The 18734-nt window shown below is 63.2% G+C and carries 16 protein-coding genes; all 16 read right to left on the reverse strand.

Annotated features, from left to right (window positions below; genetic code table 11):
* Window positions 1-6: 6 nt before the first annotated feature.
* The 16 genes from ABD002_RS01505 to ABD002_RS01580 all read right to left on the reverse strand — a co-directional run bounded on the left by ABD002_RS01505 (window position 7) and on the right by ABD002_RS01580 (window position 18711).
* On the reverse strand, window positions 7-1263 hold the full coding sequence (locus ABD002_RS01505) for a PilW family protein (RefSeq protein WP_343786405.1): 1257 nt from the start codon (window positions 1261-1263) through the stop codon (window positions 7-9).
* A complete protein-coding gene (gene pilV, locus ABD002_RS01510) occupies window positions 1260-1682 on the reverse strand; it encodes a type IV pilus modification protein PilV (protein WP_343786406.1) in 423 nt (140 codons plus the stop codon). Before pilV (ABD002_RS01510) ends, ABD002_RS01505 begins: the two co-directional genes overlap by 4 nt.
* 28 nt (window positions 1683-1710) lie before the next feature.
* Window positions 1711-2304 carry a GspH/FimT family pseudopilin gene (locus ABD002_RS01515; protein ID WP_343786407.1) on the reverse strand — a complete coding sequence of 198 codons (594 nt, stop codon included), beginning with the start codon at window positions 2302-2304 and terminating at the stop codon, window positions 1711-1713.
* Between the two features lie 456 nt (window positions 2305-2760).
* On the reverse strand, window positions 2761-3279 hold the full coding sequence (locus ABD002_RS01520; RefSeq protein ID WP_343786408.1) for a pilus assembly PilX family protein: 519 nt from the start codon (window positions 3277-3279) through the stop codon (window positions 2761-2763).
* Between the two features lie 50 nt (window positions 3280-3329).
* On the reverse strand, window positions 3330-4517 hold the full coding sequence (locus tag ABD002_RS01525; protein WP_343786409.1) for a PilW family protein: 1188 nt from the start codon (window positions 4515-4517) through the stop codon (window positions 3330-3332).
* An 86-nt stretch (window positions 4518-4603) separates the two neighbouring features.
* Window positions 4604-5173, reverse strand: a complete 570-nt coding sequence (gene pilV, locus ABD002_RS01530) for a type IV pilus modification protein PilV (protein ID WP_343786410.1) — start codon at window positions 5171-5173, stop codon at window positions 4604-4606.
* A 115-nt stretch (window positions 5174-5288) separates the two neighbouring features.
* The gene (locus ABD002_RS01535) at window positions 5289-9371 is read right to left on the reverse strand and encodes a pilus assembly protein (RefSeq protein ID WP_343786411.1); all 4083 of its coding nucleotides are present in this window, start codon (window positions 9369-9371) and stop codon (window positions 5289-5291) included.
* 72 nt (window positions 9372-9443) lie between these two features.
* Window positions 9444-10040 carry a pilus assembly PilX family protein gene (locus ABD002_RS01540; protein ID WP_343786414.1) on the reverse strand — a complete coding sequence of 199 codons (597 nt, stop codon included), beginning with the start codon at window positions 10038-10040 and terminating at the stop codon, window positions 9444-9446.
* Between the two features lie 11 nt (window positions 10041-10051).
* The gene (locus ABD002_RS01545) at window positions 10052-11344 is read right to left on the reverse strand and encodes a PilW family protein (RefSeq protein WP_343786416.1); all 1293 of its coding nucleotides are present in this window, start codon (window positions 11342-11344) and stop codon (window positions 10052-10054) included.
* Window positions 11316-11729, reverse strand: coding sequence for a type IV pilus modification PilV family protein (locus tag ABD002_RS01550; RefSeq protein ID WP_343786418.1), 414 nt, complete (start codon window positions 11727-11729; stop codon window positions 11316-11318). Before ABD002_RS01550 ends, ABD002_RS01545 begins: the two co-directional genes overlap by 29 nt.
* Window positions 11730-11739: 10 nt before the next feature.
* Window positions 11740-12315: a GspH/FimT family pseudopilin gene (locus tag ABD002_RS01555; RefSeq protein ID WP_343786420.1), complete on the reverse strand. Its 576-nt coding sequence runs from the start codon at window positions 12313-12315 to the stop codon at window positions 11740-11742.
* Window positions 12315-12791 (reverse strand): type IV pilin protein, encoded by a 477-nt coding sequence (locus tag ABD002_RS01560; protein ID WP_343786422.1) that lies wholly within the window; start codon window positions 12789-12791, stop codon window positions 12315-12317. Before ABD002_RS01560 ends, ABD002_RS01555 begins: the two co-directional genes overlap by 1 nt.
* Before the next feature lie 194 nt (window positions 12792-12985).
* A complete protein-coding gene (gene ispH, locus ABD002_RS01565; RefSeq protein ID WP_343786424.1) occupies window positions 12986-13933 on the reverse strand; it encodes a 4-hydroxy-3-methylbut-2-enyl diphosphate reductase in 948 nt (315 codons plus the stop codon).
* Between the two features lie 8 nt (window positions 13934-13941).
* The gene (lspA, locus tag ABD002_RS01570) at window positions 13942-14439 is read right to left on the reverse strand and encodes a signal peptidase II (RefSeq protein WP_343786426.1); all 498 of its coding nucleotides are present in this window, start codon (window positions 14437-14439) and stop codon (window positions 13942-13944) included.
* Window positions 14440-14598: 159 nt separating this feature from the next.
* Window positions 14599-17595, reverse strand: coding sequence for an isoleucine--tRNA ligase (gene ileS / locus ABD002_RS01575; protein ID WP_343786427.1), 2997 nt, complete (start codon window positions 17593-17595; stop codon window positions 14599-14601).
* Between the two features lie 132 nt (window positions 17596-17727).
* Entirely contained in the window at window positions 17728-18711 is a 984-nt protein-coding gene (locus ABD002_RS01580; protein ID WP_343786429.1) for a bifunctional riboflavin kinase/FAD synthetase, read from the reverse strand.
* Window positions 18712-18734: the final 23 nt, after the last annotated feature.

The following is an 18734-nucleotide window of genomic DNA, read 5'->3' on the forward strand; positions in this document are numbered from 1 at the left end:
GTCCGGTCAGAAGCTGGTCAGGCGATTGCGCAGCGCGATCGTCGTTTCGTAGACATCGCGGAAACGACCGTCACTGGGCCGCGTCAGCTTGGCGTCCGCGACGTTGAACACGTTGCCGCCGGTCTTCGCCGTGGCACTGGCGCGGTCCTGGCTGCGCATCAACAGCGCCACTCGCACGCTGACGACCTTGCGCCATGCCGCGTCGATCGCGACGGGATCGGCGAGCGCGGCCGGCTGAATGTCGGACGCTTTTACAAAAGGATCATCCGCCAGACCATCCCCGTTGTTGTCCACGCCATACGTCAGATGCATGCTCTCGACACCGTCGACGATTTCTTCCGTGGTCAATTGCGGCAGAACCTCGCCTGCAGTTCCGTCGTAATGCCGAACCTTCAGAGCTGGATTCCCGTTGGTATCCAGGCCGACGAAGATCGCCAGATATTCCGCCTTGTGGATCTCGGCGTTCAGCGTGCCGGCCGGCGTACCCAGCGGCGGCTGCTGGAATTCGCCTTGTGCATTCGTGAACCCCCATGTGTCGTTCGCAACCGAGCCGCCGCGCAGCTGGTTTTCAACAGGCCCTGCGATCAGCGTCGTACCCGCCGATCCCCCGCTGGCCCGGAAGATATCGACGCGTGGGCGGCAATTGGTCGCCGCATACACCTCACCCGCCTTGACGAAATTCGGTTCGTTGGGGACCGCTGCGACCGTGAATGTTCCGGTCGTCGGATCGAATGCTCCAAGCGCCGGGGTGCTCTTCGCACTGAGGACGCGCAGGATGAGGACGTCGGACCCCTTCACGGTCGCAGACGCCAGAACATCGCTGTTCGCTGCGTTGAGTGGCGGCGTGAAGTCGCCGGCGACCGCCGCTGCCGGATCGAGGTTGTCGGTCGCGCACGACGTGGTCGTGCAGTTCGTGTATTCAAAACCCTGGATAGGTCTCTGGAATCGCACTCTTCCGGTCGGATCCGGCACGCCGGCGCCGGGGATGTGGTTGAAGAACTGCAGCGAGGAGTCAGCCTCGTTGCCACAGCCGTAGTAGCCGGCCATGCGCAGGTTGTCTTCCAGATAGCTGAAGACGAACCGCGCATTCTCCTGCGAGCGCGACATGCCCTGCTGTATCGAATAGGCGGCCTTCGATCCGAGGAAGATCTGGCTGAGTCCGAGCAGCAGCAGCGCTGCGATCGCCAATGCGACGAGAATCTCGATCAGCGACAGGCCGTGGCTGACGGAGCGAAACGGACGAATCGGAGCGAGCACGGTCATAGGGTCGTATTCAGCACGAAGGCGGTTTGCTGATCGGCGCCAATCGCCCAGCGCGCATCGGTCCAGGTGATGCTTACGCCGATGTTGCCGCCGTTGAAAACCAGCGTGCCGACGCCGTTCGGCAGTTGCGCGGCAATCGCGGCCTGCCATTCAAGAAGATCGTTTTGCGCGCGCGCGTCCGAACCTGCACCGTAGTACGCGACCGTCGTGTTCAACGCGCCGCCGCCGTGGGCCCGCATGCGCTCGACGATCAGGTTCGCCAGCGCGGTCGCCTGGGTGCGGAAATTCGCGCTCTGGTTGGCCTTGAGCGAGAACGCCTGGAGGGCGGCGAGGCCGAGCAGCCCGATGCTGAGCACCAGGATCGCCACCAGGACTTCCAGCATCGAAAAACCGCGCGAGGATCGGGTATGAATCGTCATGGACATCCAGCCGTCAGGCTCTCCCGAGTCAGGAACATGAGCCGGACGTCAGTGACACACGCCCCAGCAACGTCAACGTGATCGTGCGCTGGACCCGCGCGTTCGCCGCGCAGCTTTGTGGTCGCAGCGTGAAGGTCGCAGATGCGGTCACTGCCGCGTTGTCCGTGCTGGCGCTGCCCGCACGATCGAAACTGATCCACTGGATCGCAGGGTTCGATACCAGGACGTCCTGCGGGTTGACCGCTTTCCATACGCGCAGCACGGTGTCGGTGTCGTCCACGGTTCCCCTGACGCCGTAATCGGTGAAGACGATCCACTGGTTGGTCGACCAGTTCGAATCGCCGTTGCATGCCGTTCCGTTCGCGCTTGGGCACAGCGTCACTGGCCGCGAGCGTGTGGTCGCTTCGCCGCGCGCAACGTTGATCGCGCTGATGAAATCATCGGCCTCGGTAGCCGTGCGGTTGTTCTGGATCGTCTGGCGATAGCTGGGCAGTGCGATCGCGGCAAGGATCGCGACGATCGCGATGGTGACCACCCACTCGATGAGGCCGAAGCCGCTGCTCGTGCGCACGTGTGCGGTTGCGCGGGCGCTGCCGACCTGGCGGTGCATCGGCTGCGTCATGGCCGGCAGCCGGAGCAATCTGAAACAGGTCCCGGCCGGCAGTCGTGATGCAACCCGAACACGGGCTTTCAGGTGGGCATCCAGGGCTTGGCGACGCCTCAACGGATCTGGTGCGCCGGCAGCCGTCAGCTCGATGAGCCCCAAACCGCTGCGAGAGCCGCGCCGGAGGCCGGCGAGTGCCTGTCTTTGCATCGAGTTGTCCCCAGTCTTCCGACGCGACGGTTCCCCGGAACCGCATTCACTGCACCCACATGCAGCAAGTGGCGCCAGCAGGCATCTTCCCGCCTGTCACGCCAACCATCCGGCCAAACGCAAGGGCGTCGATCAGGGCCGAGACTAGTCGCGGGAGTCGGATGAATCTAATTGATTTCCGACTAGCGGTAAAATTAAACCGACGAACGGCTCATTACCGTCAGGTTGGCGACAGATATGAAACCGCGAGATCTCGGGCAATCCTCACCTGGCAACGCTGTAAGTGGCTTCGATCACCTGCACATACTCATCCCGGCCACCGGTACCGCGCGCGGTGATGCGAAAGAGCCGCCCCGGATCCGCGCTGCCCGAAGGTGATCGACCGACCGATGCACCAGGAGCCCCAAGATCCTCGATGACATAGGTCGGCAAGGCGGCAAGTCGCGCGCTCGCGTCAGCGCCGTCCAGTTTCGTGAGATCCAGCCGGAACGAATTCATCGCGGCCTTCGCCTGCTCGGTCTGCATCAGTTCCGCAGCATCGTAGGGCGCACCCGGCGCGCGGACGAAGCAGCGCAGATGGACGCAGACCTGCGCAACGCCGTACGCGGTGGCGGCCGCGGATATCCTCGCCTTCGCCTCGCTCAGTGCGCTGTCGGCTGCAAGTCTGGCGAGCTGCCTGTTGCGGGCGTCGTCGGCCCGCTTGCGTTGCGTGATCGCGGTGTCCGCGACCGTGATCGCAAACAGCGACAGCATGAGCAGGATGACGAGCGACACGAAGAGCACGGCACCGGTCTGACGTGACCATGACGGAAGGCGCTGGCGCGCGCCAGCGATCATGCGCCAAGGTTTCCCAGCGCAACCACGGAATGGAATTCGCGCCGCAGCATGCGCCCTGTGGGCAACCCGGTCACCGGCATCGTCGCTTGCGGCGGCCGCGCCTGATCCCCATCCACTGAATAGCGATAGTCAAAAGCGTGCGCCGACGAGTCCGCCGGCAGATCCTCCACTGTGTTGATCAGCATCGAGATGTCGACCGCATCGATGTCGGACCAGGCACATGGTCTTGTGACGGTTCCATCCGACATCCCGCACTGCAGCTGCGCGCCATCGCTCGCGGTTGCGTGATCCACCTCGGCGGCCGTCAGCCAATGCGCGGTGCCCACGCTGTCGACCAACGAGTAGCGGAAATCGAGCCGTTCGACGCCTTCGACCACCTCGCTCGTGACCCCGTTCATACGCCGCATCAGCACGGCAGTGCCGCGATCGCGCACGCCTGCACGCGCCTTCATGGCGAGGTAGTAGACCGAAGTCTGCAGCTGCGCATCCAGATCGAACACGCGTGTCTGTGCGTCGATGGCCATGCACGCTGCCGCACCGAAATTTCCTTGAATGGGCTGCAGCGTATCGGCATGCGGCGCGACGGCAAGAATTTCGCCGTTCGAACAATTTGCCAGCAACGCGACATGCGATGCGTCGAAGCCCGCGGGTAGCGAGTCACCCGGCAACTTGCGGATCGTGATCGGCCCGACACTCTTGTTGTCCTTGCACAAGGACCCGGGGTCATCGGCGCGCGCCGCCCAGCCGCTGCCCTGCAGATGCCGCACGGTCAACATGTCCGTCCCCGGAATCCTGTCGCCTTCAGCCAGCCCCGCCGGGGGCAGACCTTGAGCGGACGCGAGTGCCGGCGTGCAGGCATTGCCGATGCATCGGTTTCCGCTGATGAAGATTCCTCGATCGAGCGGATACGGCGTGGCGGCGGGCCAGCCTTGCGGCACGTTCGCGGCAGCGGGTGTGCCGACGATGTGGTCGGCCAGTGCGTCCGCGAACACCAGCGGACGAATCCGCGAGCCGCAGGGCAGACGACCCGCAAGGCGGAGATCGTCGGCGATCAGGCCAAGCGCGATCCTTCCCTTGTCCTGCAGTCTGAACAATGCCGTCTGTCTTGCGTTGACGCGGCTGGTCTCCGAAAACAGCACAAGGACGCCCTCGATGAGCAACAAGCCGAGGACCAGCGCGATCATCAATTCGACGATGGAAAAGCCCCGCGGAATGCCGGAATCGCGGTGACGCCCGAATGCGCTTGAGTGCGATGAGCCGAACGGCCTCATCAGGGCTGAAAGACCCATGCCAGCGACTGGGCACCGCTAACGGCCACCGCATTCGGCGCGCGTTCGGACCAGCGGATTTCGAGCCGGCACGTGCCGTCGTAGATCGACGCCGAACCCGAGGCGCGTGGATCGCCGCCCGAGCATTTCAGTGCAGCGGTCGCATTCGGCAGCATTGTGTGCAAGGCGGTGTCGAAGCGGGCGCGGTCGTAGTCCGCGCGCTCGCCGGGAGAGCATCCGCGCATCATGCAGCCCGGGTCCGGGGCGCCGCTGCCCGCGTACGTTCCGTCATACCGGCCGTCGGCAACGGCAGACGTGTTGATACGCATCGATTCGATCAGCGTTTGTGCGATGAAATCAGCCTGCGTCGCGAGATACGCGTCGCGATCGATCTTCGTCGAAACGATCATCAAGCCGGCCATGCCGAGCAGGCCGATGCTCGTGACCGCGACGGTCACGAGCACTTCGATCAGGGTGGCGCCTGATTGGCGGCCGCGGAGCGATCCATACGACGCCTCGCACCTGCTTGATGCCGCAATTGAATGCGACGATGGCATGTCCATGCCTTTCATATCGACGAATCCGGCTCTTCCCGCGGAGCCATTGATCAGAAAATTGCTGCTTCCAGCGGTTCAATCACTCGCAGAGACGGCAATCGGCGGCAGACTGATTGCGGGCATCACTGCATCAATTGAGTATTTCGCGCCAATTGACTCGCGACCGGAAAGTGGTCGGGTTAATGCCTCCGATTTTTTGGACGTTTGCCCCACCATTCAGCGATCCATAAAGCAGTCCCACTGAGCCGTCCGGCAGCCGCTGGAGCGCCACCTTTGTCGGCGCGCCACCCGGGGGTGAAATGGATGCGACCGCAACGCCGTGACTGTCGAGCAGCGCGGTTACTCCCGTCCCGTAGTTGACCGCATAGATTGCGCCTTGGTACGAACATGGGTCGGCACCTGGCACCAACGTCGCCCAAGCGATGATCGGCACCCCTGCCTGCGAATCCGGGTCGACAATCACGCGCTCCGCTGCGCTTCCCGTTGGGCTCCCAAGCAGGTCGAAGTACCACCCCCCGGCACTGTCAGCAATCGTCAAGCCGGTCAGGATACTGGTGATCGCGCTCACTCCGGCGGCGGAACGCGAAAGTGGCAGCCCGGTGGTTCTCGGCGCGACCCCCGTACCATCGCGCAGGGCATACATGGTTTGTGTCTGTGTAGTCGTCAAATCACCCACATCGAGGAATCGCCCGGTGCCGACGAACACCCAGCGCCGGGTACTGAGCCCCGTTGAATTGAGATCGACCTCCACGCGCGGCGCGGTGGTGATCGGTTGTGCAGTCCCGTCCGAGGCCGTGAGCGTCGCCAAAAGGGCGGGCGCCGGATACGCTCCAGGACCCGTACCGGACAAGTCGAAACGCCAGACATTGCCTTTCAGATCGCCCGCGTAAACCTGCTCGATCGTGTTGTCGGTGAAATCCTGGGTATAGGCAGCCATGCGTCCCAGTCCTGATGGATCGGTTGGCGAACCCACGGTCGTTGAAAGGGTTTCCAGCAGCGCGCCTGTCTTTGCATTCAGCACGAACAGGCTTCCGATACCGGATGCGTTGTTATATCCCGTGGTCACCAGGACGACCCAGCCGTATTTGCGCGTCTTGGCGATGTTCGGTTTGCCATAGAGATACCCCATGTCGGCAGGCGCGAATTCCCACAGGACCTTCTGGGCGATAGCGGTTTCCTGGGTCGTGCTGGTTCCCGCGCTGAGCGCCGCCGGCACCGTCGTCACATCCAGTGCATAGATGCCCTTGCCGCCCTTGCCGACAGCACCGACAAGAACGGTGTGCCAATCCGGCGCCCCCGATCCGGTCGGCGTAAGTCCGGTGCGGTCGAAATCCGCGTCTGCGATCTGGGGCGTCTGATCCACATAAAAATGATGGGCGTACGCATTGGTCGTCACACCAGCGAGATTGCCGAGCGCCGCCAATCCATCGATGCCCGGCGTACTGTTCGGGCCGTTAAACAGGAAGCTCGGAACGTAGGCGAACAATTCGTTGCCACCGTCCGTCAAGGCAGGTGCCGAGGCCGGCGACGTTATCCCCGAGAAGTCTGCGGAAAACGCATGCAACATGCCGTCATTGCTGCCGACATAGACAACCGGCGCGCGGCTGGCCCGCGCGGTGGTGAAGGCGGAATAACCCGGATTGTTCGCGTCGTTGTAATTCAGCGCCAAGGCCCCCTGCACCAGCACGGCCTCCGAATCGACGATATCGCCGAGAACAGAACGGCGTGTCCGGAACTTCGTGCCTTCATTGCTCCGATCTCCGCGCAGGAAATCGAGCAATGGATGGGCTGTGCCCGTGTCACCGGACAGCGCAGTCTGCTCAGCAGATGTCAGGTTGCTCCAACGGAACGGAATGCCGCCAGCACTGCCCATCGTGATGATGCGTCGCGTCGTGTCCCAGCCCGTCGGTTTCGCCGACGCGTCCGGAAGCTCCGCCAGTAGCTTCAAATTGGCCTTGGCGCTCCATTGCACGAGCACTGCAGGGGTGCCGATCGTTGCAGGGTTGACCGTGCCATCGGCTGCAATCGTGGACACCGCACCCAAGACGTCACCCGTCCAGTCGCCCGGCGTGTACTTCGTCGTGTATGCGACAAAGCCAGTGGCTGGACTTGGAATCTTGTAGATCGTCGCATCGGCCGGTCCCAGTGAACGGGTCGATGTGGTGCCCGGACCCACTGCGCTGAGAACTTTCTTGGAGGCAACCCGATTGAAAATCGTCGCAAGTCCCGAGTGGATCAGGTCCGGGCGGTTGCCGGGGAAATAGTTGTCCGGCCGCAGGTTCTTGGCTGCCACGGTGGTCGTGTTGGTATGCCAGTCGAGGAAACTCTCCGGCGTCGGCACCTTGTTGCCGTTGACCGTCACGCACGGAGTCGGCGGGCTCGCCGCAGAGCACTGGGTGTCGTCCACGTCGAATCCGCCATACTTGGCGGCCAGCCAATACATGTTCGGCCCGCGGTTGGACCTGACATTGGCGGGATCGTAGGTTTCACGGCCGCTGCTGCCGTCATACGAACCTGGCTCCATCACATCCACGGTATAGGTATCTACCGTCTGTTTACCGGTTGTGGAATTGACCTTGGAAACCGGGTTGACGTAACTCGGGTTGTCGCCGCGAATATCCTGGGTATGGGCGTAGTAGGCCATGCCGGCCATGTTGTAGGTCGCCCCATCTGGAGCGTTGAATTCGTACGTGGTGCTGAGGTCGGCGACTGCGGCGTAGCCAATCATGCTGTTCGATGCCGGAGTCGCACCTATCTTTTCGATCAGCGGCAGCGCGCCGAGCGCCTTGAGGTAGGCACCGGTGTCGAGGCCCGGGTCGGTGCCGTTGGCAGCAAGCGCAGTCAACGCGGTCTGGTTGGTACAGCGACCACCGTTTGACAGTTTGGAGCCCGGAACTGCCGCGTCGCACCACGTATGCGAATCGCCGATCGTGACGATCGCATTACCCTGGCACGAATACTGGATCGGGTCCGTCGCGTTCGCTGAGCTGATGGCGGGGAATCCGTCGAGCTGTATCGAGTTTCCTGAATTGACGGGCGCGCTATAGCTCGCATCCAACGGAAGATTCTTGTAGTAGGAAAGCGTCGCCCAATACAGTTCGGCAATCGTGTCGTAGGTTTCGTAGCCGGGTTCGACCAATCCGAACTGGTTCAGGTAGTTGATCGCGCCACTATTGGGGACACCCGAGGCCGATGCCGCGGCTGGATCCGGGTTCTGAGTGAACACGCCCGTGCCGCCGTCCCACTCTGCATTCGTGTTCGGTATGCGCGGACCGTTCCCGACGTACGCGGTCGGCCCGTTGTCACGCAACTGTGCGCGCAGTACGCCATTGGGATGACCAAGCCCGAGAGCGTACAGATAGCCGGTTGCACCAACGCGGATCTGGTTCGCATGCTCCTGAATCAAACCCTCCGGCTTGTTGTATTTTCCAGCGTTCGGATAGTCCGTTGAAGCATGAGCCGAATTGCAATTGCTTTCGAGCAGGCCCGCAACGCAGACCTGAACACGTGCGTAGTACAACGTGTCGTTGAACCCATTTACTGGATCATTCACGAAGCCCGAATTATCCGCTACCTCGATGAAAACACCCCTGTCGGTGCCGGAAGTGAGTTCCGTTCCCCCATTGTGCGAACGGATATATACGGTGGGCGCCAATGAAAATGGGGCAGGAACGAGACCCGCCGGCGAGGTAATCGATTTGGTGGGAAAGTTGCTTGCGGAGCCCTGCGCCGTCTGCCGTGAACGCTGCAACACCGTGAGTGATGCCGTATCGACCACGCGATAGCCGCCGGAAAGTACCTGACGAAATTCATCGAGTGCCGTCATCGATGCCCAGTTCAGCAGATTGCCACTCCACTGAGGGTCTACACACCCGGTACCGATCGGGCCAATGGGGACAAAATAGTTGTTGAGCGGATTGGCTGGTGTCGCCGTGTCACTCTGATATGTGTAACATTTCGCCGGATCAAAATAACCAAGATAAGTATTTGCGGAAGAAAATCCGGTCGCGCCCGTGTAAGCCGCCACGGTGCCGGTTGGAAATTCGACCGAAAGCGCCAGCATCAGATTCGCGGGTACCGAAAAGGCGCTGAATACCGGAACATTGGAAAGCGTGGTCTGCGCATGCAGCGCGGCGCCAGGATTCGCAAGGCCGAACAGCAGTACCAGGCTGCTTGAAACCAGCTGCGTCAGGAAGCGATTGAGTCTGGTCATGGCTTTCTCGATTTTGTCCCGCTAAACCAACGTTGAATCACAGCGCACCGTATCCATGCCGAACAGAGCAATCTATTGATCCGCAATGATGGTCTGTACGAACGCCAACGTATTCTTGGGCCCATCGACGCGAACGGTCAGACGATATGCCGCTGCCGGCCTCGGCTGCGCAAACACCCCCATCGTTTCATCGTTGGTGCCGCCGGTAGCGATGGCTTTGGGCAGGAGGCAGTTTTTCTTGTCAACCACGCCGGGTGCGCGGCAAAGCCTTTCAATAATGTAGCGCACGGTGTTTCCGGTGCTGCTCGTCGCCGGCATCGTTATCCCGCCGAGAGGCGTATCCACCAGCGCAGCAGGCAGGTCGGTCCTCGTAGTGCCCGTGGTCTGCAGGGATGCGTAATAGCCAACCGCCGTGCTATCGGAGTTGGCTGCGCTTCCGCTCGGTATATTCGTCTTTGCGGCTGCGTAAGCATTTTCCGCTTCCTGCACAACGCCCTGCCTGAAACTCATCGTGCCGGCGATCAGATTGCTGGTATCCACCGAGCGCAGCAAGCCGATCACAGCCAGAAGGGTGGACACCAGCACAATGATCGCGATGATCATCGCGATCATGCCGCGCTGGCGGCGTGGACCATTGAAAGCCTGCGAATGAATGTGGGATGCGCGCATGGTTCGCCGGCTCACTGGACAAGTCTGACGGCCGCGTTGTGCAGCGGAATCGTGGTGTCGTAGGTCTTGTAACGGTATTGCGGCTCGGTCTTGACGCTGAACGTCAAACCCGCGGCGGCGAGATCGGGGAACAACGTGATGGGAGGAGGCCCGGCATAGCCGTTCACAGGATCCGCGCTAATCGTTCGCTCCGGCAGCTGGCTGCGCGCGACCACGGCGACACGAATCGCCAGGATTTGCGAGATCGAGACGGCGGATGCCGCCGATCCGTTGCCGAGCGTATCGGCGCCCCATGTAGTGCCCGCCGTCGGGACCACCCACTCGTCGATCACGCCATCGTTGGCGGTGCCGCCACCGGCACCGTCATCCACACCGTAAAGCGCCTTTACCAGGACAACTCCGTCGGCAATCGCGACGGGCGCGTTCCCGTTGCGTTGTAGCAGATCAAACGCGACCAGGGTATTGCTTGTGGCATCGACGCCGAACAGGCTGAAGATCGGGTTCACGCCCAAATCGAACAGGTATTTTTGAGCCGGTGTCGTCATGTATCCGCCGGCAGTGGTGTTGGGCGCGTCGAACGTCACCGTCTTGTTGTTCGGGTCGGTAGGATTGTCGACCACGGATGCCACGTGACCGAGGTTGCAGGCGACGCTGCCGTCGGCCCCCACCACACCGTCGCTCGCCAGCAGATATTCTTTCGGATACATCCCGAATGCACTGTCCGTCATCACGATCGTCGCAGCCGAGGTCGGCGGGTTGACCGGCGCGCCGAACGTCCTCGCAGTGGGGTTGCCGGAAACCACTGCAATCATGTCAGACAGCGCCTTGCCTCCCGCATCCTTGCCGCCGCCATATACCAGCGCCGGAATTGCACGAACCGTGAGCGGCACTGCCGCGAATGGCGCTGGCAGCGTTGCAGGCGGCATCACTGCTGCGCCACTGGTACGCGCATTGATGCGGCACGCAAAAATGGTGTACGTGGCGCTCCTGCCCTGGATGACCCCGGAGCCCGCGGTGCGGAGTTGGCGCTCCATTTCATACAGCGAATAGCTGCCAGCCTGCTGCGCGTCGCTTCCGCTGGTTGTGGTGCGCTTCTGTCCTTCAAACGTCGCAAACGCAGTCATCATCGCCAAGGTGCCGATCAGGCTGATCAGCAAACCGACCATGACCTCGACGAGCGAAAAACCGCGTTGCCTGGACATCGGCGACGCTGCACATCGTGCCAACGGGCAGGCACTTAACAGGGTTGTTCGCCGCATCACGTTGGCAACACCCTCAGTGGATAATTTGAGTGGCTGATACATAGCGATGGGGTGCCGGGTCCGTGTCGTTGGGTGGCTGCCATGTGACCGTCACGGTCACGGCGTTGTTTGCGCCAAACACGATCGCGCCCGTGCCACCGGGCAACGTGGCAACGAGATTGTTCCAAATCAGATAGCTGGTTCCCGCCGGCGAGGCATACACGGTGCCGAGCGTCGCGGGATCGGCATTCCACATTTGTCCAATCACCTGGTCGGCCAGCATCGCGGCATCGGTACGGTACTTCGCGTCCGAGGAAAAATTCACAGCGTTCGCCTGCAGCTTGACCATGCCGAGGATTCCGATCGCGAAGATCACGATTGCGATCAGCGCATCCAGCAAAACAATGCCGCGCTGTGCCGGATGGAAATGGACTTTGCCGATTCTCATGTGCATGCCCTCACGAACATCCTTGCGGACTGGTGCTCTGTGACAGCGCCGGGTCGCACATGCGGACACTGCCGCCAGGGGAGATCACGGTGATCAGCCTTCGGCTGCCGCTTTGGCTGGTGGATGCATCGATTCGAACCACAGGCGTCGTGCCAGTGGGTCGTCCAAGCGCATTGAACGTGATGCCGGTGCCCGCCGATACGGTTCCGCTGACGTCAGTGGCGTAGGTGAGATTTGTGCTGGAACCCACCTTGACCAGATTGGCGCCGCCGGCGCTGTTGAATTGCTGCACGGTCTCGAGGGGCGAAGCGCACGTCGTGGGCGTGGCAACGGCTGGAATGCAGACGGTCCAATCCGCGCCACCGCTTGCCGAGGTCAGTTCGAATCTTGCGCTGGTTCCGCGCTGCACCGCCTGATCGCGGGCGAGCCGAAGCGCGTTCTGGATCGACTCAGCCGCATTGCGTATCCGCGTGTTGGTTATCCACGTGGAATAGCCTGGAGCACCCAACACGATGAGCAGGCCGATGATCGTGATCGCGACCATCAGTTCGATCAGGGTCATGCCCGATGGACGACGCGTGAACATCAGGAGCAACTCCCGCCCTTGCGCACAATCCAGCAGCTCGCATTAGCGGTCCAGCCCGCAGGGACATTGGTTGTTGCGCGAGCATTCGCGCTGTTGATCGTGAACGTGAACCCGGCTACCGGCGTGGATGCCTTGCCCGTCGCTGTAGCGGTGTAGGTCTCGGGTGCCGGCGGCGCTGCGGCAGTGCGCGTACACGTGAAATCGAAGTAGGCGCCAGCTTCCGTCGCCGCAGGATCCAATCCACAGGCAGCGCCAGCACCGTAATTCCTGCTGTCCTGGAAGAATTGCTCCATGTGGACCCGGAAGTCCTGCAGGCCGTTCTGGGCCTCGGTCAATTTGCTGCGCGTGATGTAGTCGCTGTAGGAAGGCAGCGCGATCGCGGCAAGGATCGCGACAATCGCGATCACCACCAACAATTCGATCAGCGTAAAGCCCTCTGCTGCCCGTTCGGTTCCACCGTGGCACTTGAGCTTCATGTGTAGACACCCCATTTCCGCGCGGGTTAAGCGTTCTGCTCACCCGCATTGACGGCAGCGTCATTGATGACGGGAGGCGCCCAGGCGGTCAATCGGATGCCTGATGAACGGTCGCTTTTGCTGGATCAACGAAAGCGGCTCTGCGGCCGATCCGCTGTGGAGTGGGGTCGACTCGATCCGGCGAGCTGTTACGCCTAAGCCACCACGCGCAACCGCAGTTCCTTCGGCAGCGCAAAGGTCACGTTCTCGGGTTCGCCATCCAGTTCGCGCACACCGGCGGCGCCGGCTCCGCGCAGACGATCGATGACCTCGCGGACCAGGCTCTCCGGAGCAGAGGCGCCGGCGGTGACGCCGATGCGGGTGCGGCCTTCCAGCCATTGCGGCTGGATATCGGCGGCGCCGTCGATCAGGTAGGCGGGCACGCCCTGCTTCTCGGCGAGTTCGCGCAGGCGGTTCGAGTTCGAGCTGTTCGGCGAACCGACGACGAGAACCAGGTCACATTGCTGGCCGAGCTTGCGCACCGCATCCTGGCGGTTCTGTGTGGCGTAGCAGATGTCGTCGTGGCGTGGGCCGACGATGGCGGGAAAACGCTGTTGCAGCGCCTCGATGACCGCGCGGGTGTCGTCGATCGACAGCGTGGTCTGGGTCGCGAACGCGATGTGTTCGGGATTGCGCGGGGTCAGGTGCGCGACGCATTCGGGCGTCTCGACCAGATGGATCGCGCCGGCATTGGCCGGATCCCACTGTCCCATCGTGCCTTCGACTTCGGGATGGCCGGCGTGGCCGATCAGCACGACATCACGCCCGGCCTTGCCGTGGCGCGCGACTTCCATGTGCACCTTGGTGACCAGCGGACAGGTTGCGTCGAACACGGCGAGGCCACGCTCCCCTGCTTCGCCGCGCACCGCCTGCGAGACGCCATGCGCGCTGAAGATCACGGTCGAACCGTCCGGCACCTCGGTCAGTTCGTCGACGAACACCGCGCCTTGCGCGCGCAGCTTGTCGACGACGAAGCGGTTGTGCACGACTTCGTGGCGCACGTAGATCGGCGCACCGAAGGTCTCGAGCGCGCGTTCGACGATCTCGATCGCGCGATCGACGCCGGCGCAGAATCCGCGGGGGTTGGCGAGCAGGACATCCATGGCAGCGATTATCCGCCGTTGACCGGCGCTTTCCTACCGGCGAAGCCGAACAGGATCAGCAGCACCGCGCCGACGCTGATTGCCGAATCGGCGACGTTGAACGCGGGCCAGGCCCAATCCTGGTAGTACACCTGGATAAAATCGGTGACGTGCCCGAAGCGCAGGCGGTCGACCAGGTTGCCGAGCGCGCCGCCGATGATCAGTGCGAGCGGCACTGCATTGCGCCAGTCGCGGCGCGCTGTGCGGCTCAGCCAGAACATCAGGACGACGCTCACCCCGATCGCGAGCGCGGCGAACAGCCAGCGCTGCCAGCCGTCGGCGCTGGCGAGGAAACTGAACGCCGCGCCGGTATTGAACGCGAGCGTCCAGTTCAGTAGACCGGGAATGACCGCGTGCGGCGACAGCGGCTGCAGCTCGGTCAATGCGATGTGCTTGGTCAGCTGGTCGAGTGCAATGACGAGCAGCGAAAGCAGCAACCACGAAAGTGCGTTGGGTTTGATTTTCATTCGATCGATGATCTGGGGACGGTTAGAGCCGTTCGTGCTGATGCTTCGACAAGCTCAGCACAGGGTACGCTTCGCGTATCGACGCACGAACGGCACTCAGCAACACTGTTTCGCAAGGGTCGCCCTTCGATGCCTCAGGGCGAACGGCCCTCGTTTCCGCTAGAACCACCGCCTCGTCTCGCCCTTGCCATCGACGTTCTCGATGCAGCGTCCGCAGATCTCCGGATGCTCGGCATGCGTGCCGACATCGACACGGTAGTGCCAGCAGCGGATGCATTTCTGCGCGCTGCTCGGCTGCGCTGTGATCCAGACCTTCGCGCCCTCGATCTCGACGCCGTGCACGTCCGCGCGCTCGGCCGGGTCCGGCTGGATGGCGAGATCGGCGAGCGTCAGGTTCGAGGTAATGAAGAAGAAGCGCAACTCGTCGGCGATCTGCGCATAGCGCGCGCGGGTCGCCGCATCCGCGTGCACGACGACGTCGGCCTGCAGCGAGGCGCCGATCGCGCCGGTCGCACGCATGCCTTCGAGCAGGCGCGACGCCGCCGCGCGGATCGTGAGCAGGTCGGCCCAGAACTTGCGCTGCTCCGGTGACCCCTGCGTCGCCGCGAGTCCGTCGTACCAGGTTTCGAACAGCACTGATTCGCCGCGCTGACCCGGGATCAGCGGCCAGATCTCCTCGGCGGTGAACGATAGAATCGGCGCGATCCAGCGCACCAGCGCCTCGACGATGCGGTACATCGCACTCTGCGCGCTACGCCGACCATGGCTGTCCGCCGGCATCGTGTAGAGCCGGTCCTTGGTGATGTCGAGATAGAGCGAGCCCATCTCGTTCGTGCAGAAGTTCTGCACGCGCGCGATGATCTCGGGAAAATCATGGCGCGCGTAGGCGGCAACGACCGCCTGCTGTACATCGTGCGCCTGCTGCACGGCCCACTGGTCGAGCAGCAGGCACTGCTCGACTGGCAGCAAGTGCTTCGCCGGATCGAAGCCATCCAGGTTGCCGAGCAGGAAGCGCGCGGTGTTGCGGATGCGCCGGTAGGAATCGGCGACGCGCTTGAGGATCTCGTCGGACACCGCGATCTCGTTGCGGTAATCGGTCGAAGCGACCCACAGGCGCAGCACGTCGGCGCCGAGCGTATCGACGACCTTCTGCGGCGCAATCACATTGCCGAGCGACTTCGACATCTTGCGACCCTGCGCATCGACGGTGAAGCCGTGCGTCAGCACCGCATCGTACGGCGCGCGGCCATGCATCGCAGCGGAGGTCAGCAGCGACGAATGGAACCAGCCGCGGTGCTGATCCGAGCCTTCCAGGTACATGACCTGGTCGCCAGGCTTGCGCGCGAGGTTCGCGCGCGCATCGAGCACGCACCAGTGCGTAACGCCCGAATCGAACCAGACATCGAGGATGTCGGTGACCTTCTCGTATTGCGCGGCTTCGGCGCCGAGCAGTTCGGCCGGATCGAGCGCATACCACGCGTCGACGCCGTCGTTCTCGATCCGCTGCCCAACCTGCTCCATCAGCTCGACGCTGCGCGGATGCGGCTGCTGATTCGTCCTGTCGACGAACAGCGCGATCGGCACGCCCCAGGTGCGTTGCCGCGAGATGCACCAGTCCGGGCGCCCCGCGACCATGCCGGCGATACGCTCCTCGCCCCAGGCTGGATACCAGTCGACGTCGTCGCGGATCGATTTCAGCGCGGCCTCGCGCAGTCCGGCGATTTCCATGCCGATGAACCACTGCGGCGTGGTGCGGAACGCGACCGGCGTCTTGTGCCGCCAGCAATGCGGATAGCTGTGCGTGATCTTCGCGGACGCGAGCAGCATGCCGCGCTCGCCGAGCAGCGCAACGATCGCGTCGTTCGCCTTCCAGATGAACTGGCCCTCGAAGATCGGCGTCCCGGGCAGATACACGCCGTTGCCACCGACCGGATTCAGTTCGGCTGCGGGATACTTCTCCACCAGTCCATATTTCTGGCCGACCGCGAAGTCCTCAACGCCATGGCCGGGCGCGGTGTGCACGGCGCCGGTGCCATCCTCGGCGGAGACGTGGTCGCCAAGCAGAATCGGGATCTGGCGGTCGTAGAATGGGTGGCGTAGTGCCGCGTCAACCCCTTCCCCCTTGAGCGGGGAAGGTTGGGATGGGGGTGAGGCGCCGAAGGCGCCCGCTTCGCGGTCGCCCCCCCTTCCGCCTTCGGCACCTTCCCCCGCAGAGGGGGGAAGGAAAGCCAGGGCAGAGCCCTTCGCACGACCGACCACGTTCACCGTCTCGACGCCGTAGCGCGCCAGCGCGCCGGGCGCCAACGCCTCCGCGAGCACCAGCAGGACGCGCTTGCCTCCACGCGCCGGCCCTTCGACGAGCACGTATTCAAGCTCCGGTCCGAGCGTGACGGCGACGCTCGCCGGCAGAGTCCACGGCGTGGTCGTCCATATCGGCACCGCGACGATGTCGCCGTCACCGATGGTCACGCCGAACTTCGCCGCCAGCGCTTTCGCATCGAGCGCGTCATAGGCGACATCGATCGCCGGCGAAACCTTGTCCGCGTACTCGATCTCAGCCTCGGCAAGCGCCGAACCACAGTCGAAGCACCAGTGCACCGGCTTGAAGCCGCGCGTGACATGTCCGTTCGCATGGATCTTCGCCAGCGCACGGATCATGTCGGCTTCGTACTTGAAGTCCATCGTGCGGTACGGATTCTCCCAATCGCCGAGCACGCCGAGCCGCTTGAAGTCGGCGCGCTGCAGGTCGATCTGTTTCGCGGCGTATTCGCGACACTTCGCGCGGAACGTCGCCGCATCGACCTTCTGGCCGACCTTGCCGACTTCCTTCTCGACCGCGATCTCGATCGGCAGGCCATGGCAGTCCCAGCCGGGTACGTAGGGCGAACGGAAACCGGCCAGCAGCTTCGACTTGACGACGATGTCCTTGAGGATCTTGTTGACCGCGTGACCGATATGGATCACGCCGTTCGCATACGGCGGGCCGTCATGCAGGATGTACGCGTGCTCGCGGTCCGCCGCATGCCGCTGGATCGCGTCATAGCGGCCGGCCTTCTCCCATTCGGCCAGCATGCCGGGCTCGCGCCGGGCCAGATCCGCCTTCATCGCGAAGTCGGTCTTCGGCAGGTTGATCGTGTCTTTGTAGTCTTTGGCCATGAGTTGGAATCGGGAATCGGGAATCGGGAATCGGGAATCGGGAATCGGGAATCGGGAATCGGGAATCGGGAATCGGGAATCGGGAAGAAACTAACCCCTTCGTCGTCCCGGCGGAAGCCGGGACCCAGTGCCTCATGCTTCGGTGAAAGGCGCCGGATCCCGGTGTTCACCGGAAAGACGATTCTTGTTGTGCAATCCGAGAATTGCCCGCGCCTCGGCGGCATCACGGTCGATCTGCCGCACCATCGTGTCAAGGTCGCTGAACTTTTCTTCCTCGCGCAACTTTTGCACGAATTCGACCTCAAGGCGGCGACCGTACAGATCGCCATCGAAATCGAACAGGTGCGCCTCCAGCAGCGGCTCGGTGCCGTTGACCGTCGGGCGCACGCCGAGGCTCGCAACGCCCGGCAACGGCAAGGCACCGATGCCTTGCACGCGCACCGCGAAGATGCCGGAAACCGGTGATGTACGCCGGCCGAGCCGGATGTTCGCGGTCGGATAGCCGAGCTTGCGCCCGAGCTGCTGGCCGCGCACGACATGACCGCCGATCGCGAAGCGCCGGCCGAGCAGCCGCGCTGCCGCGTCGAATTCGCCGATCGCGAGATGCTTGCGGATCGCGCTGCTACTGACGCGCTCGCCGCCGGCCTCGATATCCGGCAGCACCGACACCGAGAAACCGCGCCGCTCACCGAACGCGCGCAGCATCGCAACATCGCCGCGCCGCGAGTGGCCGAAGCGAAAGTCCGCACCGATCCAGATCTCGCGCGCGTCGGCGCGATCGACCAGAACGTCCTCGATGAACGCCTCGGCCGGCATCGCCGCCAGCACTGCGTCGAAGCGCAACAGCAACAGGCGCATGTCGGGTTCGGTGAGAAGCCCGATCTTCTCGCGCACGCTGGCCAGGCGCGGCACCGGCGCTCCACGCCCGAAGAACTCGCGCGGAATCGGCTCGAAGCTGATCGCGAGCGGCGTCATTCCGAGTTCCGCCGCGCGCACGCGCACGCGCGCAAGCAGCGCGCGATGGCCGAGGTGCACGCCATCGAACGCTCCCACACACAGCACGCTGCCGCCCGGAGCCAGGCTCGGCCCCGCGGCATCCCGGAAAAGCAGGCTCATCGACAAAGTATAGCCGCTGCGCC

Origin of the sequence: Dokdonella soli, from assembly GCF_039523175.1 — a bacterium.
GTDB lineage: Bacteria > Pseudomonadota > Gammaproteobacteria > Xanthomonadales > Rhodanobacteraceae > Dokdonella_A > Dokdonella_A soli.